We start from the raw sequence: 11,973 nt of genomic DNA on the forward strand, positions 1-11,973 counted from the left end.
TGCCGCCGTCAGAGCAGCACCACATCGAATTGTCCGGACCGGACAATGCGTGCGCGGGCATTGCGCCTACCACCGAAGCCGGAAGTAAACCGCATCGGACATATCAGCAAATTCAATGACGAAACCACTCTCTCGCAATTCAATTTTCGTCTCTGGTGAAAGATTATCGTGAGACCAAGACAATACCTCACTCTTCAGGGCCGTATCATCCAGCATGATCTCGCAAATCAGACCTGCATCATCTAACTTTGTGATTGATAGAGATGTGCTCTTGACTCCTTCAATGAAACGAGCCTTGGCGTAAGAAGATAATTCATGGCTTTGGACGTCATATTCTCTGCTGCTATTAATTTCATTTACAATCTCTGCGACGAGAGATCGCCCCTTGTGCGATAGGAAATAAGCTTCTGCGCGCGCGCCTCTTATTCCTCTATCGCTTTGCAACAATCCAAAATCCGATGCCAGCTTCGCCAATACGCGACTAGCTCCTGATATAGTCTTCATTCCAAGTTCAGTTTGGATTTCCTTGATGATTGGAAGCCGCGGATTATCCATCTGCATCGTTTTTCCAGCCACCCAGAGAAAGGCCAATGCCTCTGGTAGGCCGAGTCCAATCTCATTGAATTTCTGCAAGACAGCAACAACACGCGCAATTACTAGGCTTTTACCATCGGCATTCGACATTGCCATGATCGTCCCCCAATAGATGCGTCAAATTACTGCATAAGCCTCTTACAGGCAAGATAGCATACGACAAGCGTATTAGTTGCCAGTAGTAGGCTTTCTGGCCGCATCTCTCGGGCTGACGCCTGGGAGCGATACCGCCGCTGTCCCCGGCCCCCGTAGCCAGTGCGCGTGCAGCAGGTGGCCTACCATCAGCCCCAGACGAGAGGTACGCGATGAAAGAAAAAGATATGGACTATACCGCTGATGACCTCATCGGATCCGGCGGCCCCGGCGCAGCTTCGATGGATCCCGCACCTGAGCCAGTCCAAGCGGGCGTTGAGCCCATCGAGCCCCGCGGCCCCGGCGCAGCTTCGACGGATCCCGTACCCGAGCCAGTTCAGGCGGGCGACGAGCCGGTCGAAATCGAATGGCCCGACGCAGGTACGTATCCCATACCTAATCCAGACCAAGTGGCCGATGCCGCAATGAGCGATCTGGCCGCATCGGGACACAATCAATCTCCCTTGGACTCGGCAATTAATCTCGTGTTGAGGTACGCCACAGCCAAGCAGCGGGCCTCCGAGGAGTTGGACGAGATCTCACTCTTGTCCACGGCTGGGATCTACCCGATCGTCTGCGACGCTGAAAGCGACCCGAGGACCTTGGAGGAGCTTGAGAAGCGGGCAAACATCAATAAGCCCCGCAAGCGGCAGAAGACGGCTGACCGGGTGCTCACAGCGATCTTGCTGGCCGCTAAGTACGACATGAGCACCAGCACGAAGAGCGATTGGGCTTACAAGCTCAGAGCCGCCTGGGTGCGAAAAGTGCCCGGGAATGCGCAGGCCTTCCGTGACTTCATCACGGACCCGGAAGACGTTCTGGGAAAGGGAGAGGAACTCGTCGGTCTCCGGAAGGCGAAGGCTGTGCTGAGCCTCGTCCCGGCAACGGACGAGGAAAAAGCAGCAGCCGCGAAGCGTACGAACAAGAAGGATGACTCCTACCAAGGTGCCTTGCGGCGAGCTAGAGAAGCGCCGCTGGGCGTTGTCCCCGTCAAGTCGCCGCCCCCCAATCTAACCTCCGGGCAGATCCTCCTCGTCGGCGACTATGCAGATGGCAAGATCACGCTACTCCCGATCTTCACCCAGGAGGTAGGCGAGATCCAGAGCGTCGCTCTCCGTAAGCACTCTCCGAAGAAATGAGTTATCGAGAATATCCGGACCGGACATTTTCGAGCTAATCGCTCCCGTGCTCCCAAATTTAGGCCGCCGCAGGCTCCTGCGGCGGCTTTCTTTTTTCCGTTTCGCGTACTGTCGCCCGCGTCACCGCCTTCGCTACCAAGCCAGTCCTTCGACCACGGATGCTCGCAATCAAGGTCCCTAATGCCTGCGCGCTGGGACCCGACCGAGGCAGGCCGCCTCCAATAATGGCGGCCCCGATCTGCACTGTCCTTGTGGATCTTGCTGATTTTCAGTGAGTGAGGATAGCTTGTCACAGCCGACGCCGAACGCCACGCGCTAAGGTTGAAGTCTCAGGGCGTCGGAGTCGGCCTAGTATGTCGTCGGTCACCATTTTTGATCTCTGTGTTCCTCGTCGCGATGTGTTGGCTGGCACGTCGAGTGACTCTGATTTTGCCGCCGATCTGTCTCACGTCATTAAAAATCAAGGCCCCGAGGAGTACATCAAGCCGCATTTGTTTTTTGCCAACACTTATCCAACCAGGGGCCTTAAGAACCTACTCGCGAACGTTTGTGCCCGGCTCACTGACGGCGGGGGCGTGAGTGCAATATTCAGGTTGGACACTTCTTTCGGTGGCGGCAAAACACATGGTTTGATCGCGCTTGTTCACGCCGCAAGGGGAATGCGCGGTGTGAGCAACTCTGGCGAGTTCATTGACGCGCAGCTTATCCCGACTGAGGAGGTCAGGGTTGCTGCATTCGACGGCGAGAATGCCGATCCAGCGAATGGAAGGCGGATGTCGGGAGACGTGCTCGCGTACACGCCATGGGGTGAGATCGCCTACGCGCTGGCGGGCCGTGAAGGTTACGAACGTGTGCGTCGCTCGGACGAAGAGGGCATCGCCCCGGGTGCGGAGACCCTGGCCGAGTTGTTCGGCAGCAAGCCTGCCCTAATCCTGCTCGACGAACTCGCAATCTACCTGCGCAAGGTCAAGAGCCGTCCAAACGCCCGCGACCAACTCACAGCTTTCCTTACCTCATTGTTCAAGGCCGTCGAGTCCTCGCCGCGCGCGGCACTCGTCTACACCTTAGCGGTCGGCAAGGACGGTCGGGCGGGCGACGCCTATGGTGATGAGAACCAGTTCCTCGCAGACCGGCTGGCCGAAGCGAAAAGCGTCTCCGCACGTAAGGCCACCCTTCTCAATCCCACTGAGGATGACGAGACCGTCGAGGTCTTACTTCGACGCCTCTTTGAGCATGTGGATCGGGACCGGGCCGGCGAGGTAGTGGACACGTACCGGGCGCTCTGGAACGAGCATCGGGGAGCACTCGCGACCGAAGCCACGAAGCCCGAGACTGCTTCTGAGTTCCGACGCGGCTACCCGCTTCACCCGGACGTGCTAGGCACCTTCACAAGCAAGACTGCGACGCTCGCTGACTTCCAGCGCGTGCGCGGGATGCTGCGCATTTTGGGGAGAACCGTTGCGAGACTTTGGGCTGCAAGGCCGACAGACGCGACTGCGATTCACCTGCACCACATTGACCCCGGATATGAACCGATCCGGCAGGAGTTCATGACACGTCTCGGACAGGCCATGTACCTGCCTGCCGTTCGCAATGACATCGCGGGCGAGACCGGCAAGCGGGCGCTTGTGCAGGAGATCGACGACGAGAACCATCGAGGTCTGCCCCCCTATGCGGCCTACGCCTCGCGTACAATCTTCATGCACACGCTCGCCTTTAACGAAAACCTAAAGGGAGTTACGCCAGAGCACCTTCGCTTCTCGATAGTCGGTCCAAAGATCGACATCTCGTTCTTGGAGGCTGCACGCCAGAAGTTTGTAGCGAACTCAGCCTACCTCGATGACCGTCCCGGCGCTCCGATGCGCTTCTTGGCAGAGGCCAATCTTACGCAAGTGATTCGCCGTCAGGAGGCCAACGTCGATCCTGGCGAACTCCGGGCGCAATTAAACGACCGCATCAAGTCAATCTTCTCGGGAACGACCTTGGAGTCGGTGCCGTTCCCTGGTGGACCGTGGGACGTACCAGATGAGGTCGGGAACGGTCGCCCTCTTCTGGCTGTCATGTCTTACGACGCGTGCAGCATGGGCGCGGGTGTCGAGGCGGTGCCGGACCTCGTGGCGCGCATCTACGAGCGCAAAGGCTCAGAGGGAGGCAGCCTTCGGAGTCTACGTAACAATCTGGCCTTCGTTGTCGCCGAAGATGCCCGCCTTGATGACATGCGCCGAAAGATGGCACGGCGACTCGCACTTCGCGAGTTGAAGGCCCCTGAGCGCCTCCAGGAACTCGCTGAGCACCAGCAAGCCAAGGTGCGTGAACTGGAGGCGCGCTCGGAAGCTGAGGTCGCCATAGCGATCCAGCAATGCTACCGGCACGTGTTCTACTCGTCGAAGCACCGCGTCTCGGGCGCAAGCGTCGATCTGGCCCACAGCGCCCTTGACACCCACTCGGCATCCGAGAAGCCCGGCTCCGGCCAGAGCCAGATTGTGCGGGCACTCCGCGAACTTGGGCGGCTGCGCACCCCTGAGGACGAGCCGGACGCGCCCAGTTATACGCGAGACCGGACGCCGCTTCGAAAGGGTCAGATTACCACCGCGGCGCTGCGCGATGAGTTCCGAAAGGATCCATCGCTGCCCATGCTGATCGGCGACGACGTGTTCATTAAGGGGATCCGGCGCGGCATTGAACAGGGCGAGTATGTCTACCGGCGCGGAGATCTGCTATACGGCAAGGGCGACCCGCACACCTCAGTCCAGATCGACGAACAGGCCAGCGTATTCACGATGGCCTACGCCACCGAACATGGCATTTGGCCCCGGCCCACTCCTAAGCCTTCGTCGGTGGAACCGAAACCCGGCGATTCAGCACCGCCGCCGGGCAGCACAGGCACAATAGGTGGCGAGTCCGGTGATCGCCCTCAGTCCGGGACGACCGGCCCGATGACGAACGGAGCGGGCGATGGCGCGCTCACCTTCACAGCGGAGGGCGTGCTGCGCGAGGCGCTTATTCGCCTCTGGGAGCAGGCAAAGGCCCGGAACATCAAGAAGCTTGGCCACCTCACCGTGCGTATGTTTGACGCTGGAGATGCCTTCCGCCTTGTCGGGGTCATGAACGCCGTGCGGATTGCCGACGAGAAGAAGGTGGTGCTGGAGGGCGCGTACGAGACTGCGGGCGGTAGCACTGTCCAGATCGAGTACCACGGCAGCCCCACCGACGCGGGGCCGCTGAAGGACTTCCTGGAGCCCCAGCTAAGGGCCGCGAAGGACAAGCAGGTGCAGGCTCGGTTCGAGTTGGCGTTTAATGACGGCATCGGGCTCGGCGAGCCCTGCGACAAGCTCACGGAGCAGTTGACGAAGTTCGCGACGGGATCGGCTTACGTTGAAGCTACGGCCGAGGCAAAGCCATGACAGCGCGGTTCGAACGCATGAAGAGCCGCGATCCGTCCGAGGTCACTCCAAACTACGAGGTGCGCATCCGCCGTCATGGGCCGGGGGACACTGAGGTCGAGGTCTGGCAACTGCCATCACTCGCCTCACCTCACGTAACGACGCCAACGCGTGTCGCGGGACTGCGGGGGCGCAATCTCGATCTAGTTGAACACCGGGTGCTGCGTCGTCTCACTCAGGAGGGCATTCGTCTGACCGGGCGTGAGGGCGAGCGGCGCGAAGGCCATCGCATTTCTGAAGACCTCGCGCTCAATCTCGGTTTGCTCTTTCGGGTCCTCGCGCCGATGCGCTCGCGGGAGGCTATGCGGGCAGTGGCGGACGGCGTCGAGGCAATGGGCCGTGAGGAAGCGGCCTACTGGCTCGGCATGACCATGCACCGCAAGAACCCGCGTCGCGTGCTCACCGCGCTGCGCTTCCTTCTCACAGATCCTAAGAGAGCCTAAGCCAATGACGGACACGCGCTTGATCGAACGCTGGCTACCGATCGCCGCTTTGGGAGAAGAGAGCGTGCGCGAGCGTCGTTCCATGACGGCTCTGCCCCCGACCTACTATCTTCACGTCTGGTGGGCACGCCGTCCGCTGGTCGCGTCCCGCGCCGCCATCCTGGCATCACTACTGCCCGCTGATGCTGATCGGTCGAGGTTTATGCACGCCCTCGGGATACATGGCGATCCCGTAAAGACAAGGCAGCGCATTGATAAAGCCAAGAAGACGGGAGAGGATCTTGGCCTAAATCCTTACGGCTATGAGCGTGCGTTTAAGCACCGCCCGGACCGACGAGATTGGGAGGGCATTCTGCACGTAAGACAGGGCGCGGATGTGCCCATTTTGCTTGATCCGACTGCTGGCGGCGGTAGCATTCCATTCGAAGCAACCCGCCTTGGAATTTCCTCAATAGCTAACGACCTTAATCCAGTTGCTGCACTGATTGAAAAAGCCACCATCGAATATCCAGCGAAGTATCGCGAGGATTTAATCGACGAATTTAGGCGGTTGACAGATGCGTACATCAAACGAGCGCTGCCGAAGTTCAAAAATTTATTTCCGCCGGAGCCAACTAATACGCAGGTGCTTGGTTATCTTTGGGCTCGAACGATCCAGTGCCCTCATTGCGATGGCCGCCTGCCACTCTCTCCAAACTGGCGTCTTGCGCCGGACGGGACAGGTGTTCGACTAGTTCCGCGCTGTGTGGCAGGTCCGCGTACTGAAGGTCGCTATTGCGAGTTTGAGATCGTCAAATCAGCGAAAGACCACTCCGCCGGAACAGTCGCGGACGGCGACGGTGCCTGCCCGTTCCCAGATTGCGGGCGCATCATAGACGGCGAGAAAATCAAGGAACAGGCCCAAGCAGGAGAGATGGGCGAGCAGCTTTTCGCAGTGGTGTTTAAGCGTCGAGTAGAGACTAGGACTAAAACAGGTAGGCGCGGCAAGGATAAATGGGTTAGAGAATATCGCGCGCCCTGTCGTGACGATGAAAATATCTCAGATATTCAGGCTTTGCTGAATGCCAAGCTGCCTGATTGGCAGTATCTCGATATCTTGCCGACCGAGCAAATTCCGATTGGCTTGAAAACTGCCGAACCGCACCGATACGGCCTACTAACCTGGGCCGATCTATTTTCACCACGACAATTGCTCGGGCACGGCATAGCGGTCGAGGTGTATAGAGAGCTTTTGGCTGAAGAAGAAAGACGAGGACTCACGCCATCGGTGCGAGCCGCCCTCGTATATCTTGCCCTGAGTCTCGACAAGCTGCGTGACTATAATTCACGCATGACCCGCTGGCACTCCAAGCGTGAGGTAATCGTCAATACTTTTGATCGTCACGATTTTGCATTTAAATGGTCTTATGCGGAAATGGCCCCACTCATAGTCGGGCTCGGGTTCGAATGGGTATTTGAGCAAACTGAAAAGTGTATAGGCGAACTCGTTGAACTCGTCTGTGGGCGCTGCGGCTCAAATGACCTTGTGTCTAGAGCCGAGGCCAATGATATCACCGCAACAACTTCCATCACTTGCAAATCTGGCGACGCTCTCGACCACGTTGAGGATGCGTCGGTGGACATAGTCGTGATGGACCCACCCTACTATGACAATGTGATGTACGCCGAATTGTCGGACTTCTTCTATGTGTGGCTCAAGCGCACTGCGGGCTACGTCGTTCCCGAACTCTTTACGCGGCACCTCACCGACAAGGAGAACGAGGCCGTCGCGAACCCTGCGAAGTTTCAAGGTCAAAAAGGCGCAAAAGCCTTGGCGGGTCGCGACTACCAGGAGCGCATGGCGCGCATCTTCGAGGAGTGCCGCCGCATCCTGAAGCCGGATGGCATCTTGACCCTAATGTTCACCCACAAGGCGACCGGGGCTTGGGACGCGCTCACGAAGGGCCTGATGGAGGCGGGTTTCTCAATCTCAGCGTCGTGGCCGATCAATACCGAGGCCGAAGGCTCGCTGCACATCAAAGACAAATCGGCTGCGAACTCGACCATTTTTCTTGTCTGTCGGCCACGCACCTTGGTGTCTAACATCCGAGAGGCGAAATATTGGGAAGACGTCGAGCCGCTTGTCGCGCAAGCGGTTCGCTCTCGTGTCGCCGAATTTCAGGAGGGCGGGATCACAGGCGTTGATCTGTATCTCGCGAGCTTCGGCCCGGCTCTGGAAGAGTTCTCTCGGCATTGGCCCTTGAAGCGGGGCAGACCGCGGTCGCAGCCTGAGGCGGTCCGCCGCCGCAAACAGGCGGCTCTCTTCGAGGAGGAGTTCGACCCTTATGCTGTGACCCCAGAGGACGCCCTGGAAGCGGCGCGGCGCGAAGTGAAGCGCTGGCGGCTCGAACAACTCACGCGCGTGAAGGCGAACACCGAAGTTGATCCGCTCACGTCGTGGTTCGTGCTCGCCTGGGACGCCTTCCGCGCACCCGTGTTCCCGTATGACGAAGCGCTGCGTCTAGCCCGCGCGGTTGGTGTCGATCTTGACACCCACGTGGTTGGCGTCCTCGCCGAGAAGAAGGGCAGCGACCTCCTGATCTGGGACAGCGTCCGCCGGGCCGCCAAGGGTGCGCTCGGATCGCCGGACGGCTCCCGCGCGATGATCGACGCAGTCCACCACGCCGCCAACTTGGCCCGCACCCGCACGCTTCAGGCTGCTGCTGAGATGCTGGCGAAGGTTCAGGTGGATAAGGAGACTGCCTTCCTCGCGGCACTCGAAGCCGTCTTAGAAGTGCTGCCGGTCTCGAAGCAGTTCTCCGGCGTCGAACTCGACGGTGACCTCGCCTCGGCGGGCAGCGACTTCGAGGCTCTGGAGAACCTCCGCAGGCTCGCCTTCGCCGAGCGAGTGGACGAGCCGAAGCAGCTTGACCTCTGGCGGATGGACGAAGCTGCATGATCCTGCGCGACCGGGCGTGGAAGCTGAAATACACGCCCGATAACGGCGATCTCGTCCGCGACCTCTACGTTCCGCTTCTCACCTGTGCGGAGCGCTATGACCGGTTGACCGGGTACTTCTCGGCTTCCGCTCTGGCGCTCGCTGCGCGGGGTGTCGAATGGTTGGTCACCCAGGGCGGGCGCATGCGGATGGTGGTCGGCTGCACCCTGGACCAAGACGAGGTGAATGCGATCGAGCAGGGTGAATCGCTCAGGGCCACGGTCGCGCAGCGCCTTCAGACTGCGCCACTCGCCCCACTAAACGGTGCGATGGCAGAAGCGCTCGAACTGCTCGCCTGGATGGTGGCCCACGGCCATCTAGAGATCAGGGTGGCGGTGCCCTGCGATGAGCACCGCCGCCCGCTACCAGCGGATGGGCTCTTCCACGAGAAGTCCGGCGTCGTCGAGGATAAGACGGGCGACCGAATTGCCTTCAATGGCTCGCTCAACGAGACCGCTGCCGGATGGACCCGGAATTGGGAGAGCCTGAACGTCTTCGCCTCCTGGCGCGACCCCGACCGAGTGAATGAGGAGGACGGGAACTTCGCCCGCCTTTGGGCCAATCAAGCAAAGCATGTCGTCACCCTCGACGTGCCCGCCGCCGTCCGCGACGATCTCCTTCGTTTCCTCCCTGCCGATGACCGGCCCGCGCGCTTGAAGCGCATCATGGACAAGGAGACGCTGGAGCACGAGGTGGTCGTGGTGGATCAGACGCCGACCGCTCCTGATCCCGAGCCGCAGCACCTCGATCCACGAAGCGCTGTCTGGTCCTTCATCGCCCAGGCTGCGACCCTGCCGGGCGGTGGGGCTCGGGTCGGCGAGGCCACCTCCGCCGTGATACCCTGGCCTCATCAGGTGCGTGCGTTCCACCGCCTGTACGATCAATGGCCGCCGAAGCTCCTGGTCGCGGATGAAGTCGGCCTCGGGAAGACGATCCAGGCGGGACTGCTGCTGCGGCAAGCGTGGCTCTCGGGGCGCGCGAAACGCATCCTGGTGCTCGCGCCGAAGAGCGTCTGCCGGCAGTGGCAGATCGAACTGCGCGAGAAGTTCAACCTGAATTGGCCGATCTATGACGGCGCAAAGCTCTGCTGGCTGCCCTCGCCCGCCACCCGGGGGCAGACCGAGAAGCCCGTCTCGCGCGAGGAATGGCACCGCGAGCCCGCCGTCATCGTGTCGAGCCACCTCGTGCGCCGGGGCGAGCGGCAGGGCGAACTCGTCGAGGCCGCGGATCCCTACGATCTCGTCATCCTCGACGAGGCGCACCATGCCCGCCGGAAGGCAGCGGGCGGGGCCTCGAATGAGCGCAGGGCCAATGCCCTGCTCGGTCTGATGCGCCGCTTGCGGGCGCGGACGCAGGGCCTCGTTCTCCTCACGGCGACGCCAATGCAGGTGCATCCCGTCGAGGTCTTCGACCTGCTCGACCTCCTTGGCGTGCCGCCGGAGTGGGGCGAGGACGCGTTCCTCAAGTTCTTCGAGGACGTCGAGCACGAGAGCCCCAGCCACGAGGCCATGGACCGGCTGGCCGGCATGTTCCGCGCCGTTGAGACGGCTTGGGGTCCAGTCACGCCCGAACAGGTGCGCCGCCTCGACGGCGGGGGCAACCTGCGCGCGAGCCGCATCCTGAAGGCGCTGCGCGATAAGGCCAGCACACCGCGCCGGATGCTGGCGGCCGACGAGCGCAAGACGGCATTGCGTGTTATCAAAGGAAACACGCCCGTGAACCGGCTCGTATCCCGGCACACCCGTGAACTGTTGCGGCGATACTATAAGGCCGGCAAGATCACGACGCGCATCGCCGACCGGCGTGTCAGGGACGAGTTCATCGACCTCTCTCCCGCCGAACGCCGCCTCTATGAAAGGGTCGAGGAGTACATCGCTACTACTTACGATCAGGCTAACGACAAGGAGCGCAACGCGATCGGATTCGTGATGACGATCTACCGACGCCGCCTAGCCTCCTCGTTCTATGCCCTCGGCCAGACGCTGACAAACCATCTTCAGGCCGTAACGAAGCAGGAAGGAGCCGGGATCAACGCCCAGATCATTCTGGACGAAGTGCTCGATGATGATGTGGAGAGCGACGATCCCGACGCTGAGCCCGCCGCTCACCTTGAGCAGCAAGCGTTGCTGGTGGAGGAGCGCGCCAACATCGAGAGCCTGCTCGCCGACATCCGGGCTCTCCCGCCCGACACGAAACTCGACCGACTGCGGGCGGAGATCATAAAGTTGCGCGCCAATGGCTACGCGCAGGTGATCGTGTTCACGCAGTTCACGGACACAATGGATTGCCTACGCGCCCAGCTTGTGGGCGACAAGCTGAAGCTGATGTGCTTCTCCGGCCGGGGGGGCGAGGTAGTTTCGGCGGACGGCACGTGGCGCACAATCTCGCGTGACGAGGTGAAGCGGCGTTTTCGCGAGGGGCAGGCCGACGTGCTGCTATGCACGGACGCGGCGGCAGAGGGCCTTAATTTCCAGTTCTGCGGCGCATTGATCAACTACGACATGCCTTGGAACCCTATGAGGGTCGAGCAGCGGATCGGGCGCATTGATCGCCTTGGGCAGAAGCACCACGACATTCATATCGTCAACCTGCACTACGCCAACACCGTCGAGGCGGACGTGTACCTCGCGCTGCGACAGCGGATCGGCCTGTTCGAGAATGTGGTGGGCCGGCTCCAGCCGATCCTCTCGCGCCTTCCGAGCCTTATTCAGGATCGTTTGCTCGAAGGCCGAGCCCGAGACGAGGTAGACCGGCAGCAGGTGGTGAGCGCGATAGAAACCGAGACGGCCCGCGTTCAGGCGGACGGGGGTGGGTTTGACATCAACGCGGTGACCGAGTCCGACCTAGAAGAGGTCGCCCGCCCGGAGCCCGCGCTGTCGCTCCAAGACCTCGATACTGTGATCAGGACAGCAGCCCTGATGCCACCTGGAGTGGAGGTCTCGGCTCTAGGAGAGCGCGAGTACCGATTCATGCAGCCGGGGCTCGATGCCCCGATCCGCGTCACAACGAGCCCGGCCTACTACGAGCAGCATGCCGAAACGGTTGAACTCTGGTCACCGGGTTGCCCCGTGTTTCCACCCCTAGAGCCTCCTCTGAGTTCCGCTCCAGGGGAAGTGGCGAGCAGCCTAGGCGCAATTCTGGCAACGCTGCGTTCCTGACGAGGTTGTGTTCGACGGTAGGCGCAATGCCCGCGCACGCATTGTCCGGTCCGGACAATTCGATGTGGTGCTGCTCTGACGGCGGCA

At 60.8% G+C, this 11,973-nt stretch carries 6 protein-coding genes; 5 read left to right on the plus strand and 1 reads right to left on the minus strand.

Annotated features, from left to right (window positions below):
- Positions 1-66: 66 nt before the first annotated feature.
- A complete protein-coding gene (locus tag ACKUB9_RS33405) occupies positions 67-690 on the minus strand; it encodes a hypothetical protein (RefSeq protein ID WP_407530860.1) in 624 nt (207 codons plus the stop codon).
- A gap of 224 nt (positions 691-914) precedes the next feature.
- Here ACKUB9_RS33405 and ACKUB9_RS33410 point away from each other — a divergent pair, with 224 nt between their 5' ends.
- The 5 genes from ACKUB9_RS33410 (at position 915) to ACKUB9_RS33430 (ending at position 11,886) form a co-directional block, all read left to right on the plus strand.
- Positions 915-1,865: a hypothetical protein gene (locus ACKUB9_RS33410; protein WP_407530862.1), complete on the plus strand. Its 951-nt coding sequence runs from the start codon at positions 915-917 to the stop codon at positions 1,863-1,865.
- Positions 1,866-2,218: 353 nt separating this feature from the next.
- On the plus strand, positions 2,219-5,269 hold the full coding sequence (locus ACKUB9_RS33415) for an ATP-binding protein (RefSeq protein WP_407530863.1): 3,051 nt from the start codon (positions 2,219-2,221) through the stop codon (positions 5,267-5,269).
- A complete protein-coding gene (locus tag ACKUB9_RS33420) occupies positions 5,266-5,751 on the plus strand; it encodes a DUF7680 family protein (protein WP_407530865.1) in 486 nt (161 codons plus the stop codon). Before ACKUB9_RS33415 ends, ACKUB9_RS33420 begins: the two co-directional genes overlap by 4 nt.
- Positions 5,752-5,755: 4 nt before the next feature.
- Positions 5,756-8,689: a DUF1156 domain-containing protein gene (locus ACKUB9_RS33425; protein ID WP_407530866.1), complete on the plus strand. Its 2,934-nt coding sequence runs from the start codon at positions 5,756-5,758 to the stop codon at positions 8,687-8,689.
- Complete coding sequence (locus ACKUB9_RS33430; RefSeq protein ID WP_407530868.1) at positions 8,686-11,886, plus strand: DEAD/DEAH box helicase; 3,201 nt, start codon at positions 8,686-8,688, stop codon at positions 11,884-11,886. The genes ACKUB9_RS33425 and ACKUB9_RS33430 overlap by 4 nt, the downstream gene beginning before the upstream one ends.
- The last annotated feature ends 87 nt before the right edge of the window (positions 11,887-11,973 follow it).

Source organism: Methylobacterium oryzisoli, from assembly GCF_046557895.1.
GTDB classification, from domain to species: domain Bacteria; phylum Pseudomonadota; class Alphaproteobacteria; order Rhizobiales; family Beijerinckiaceae; genus Methylobacterium; species Methylobacterium oryzisoli.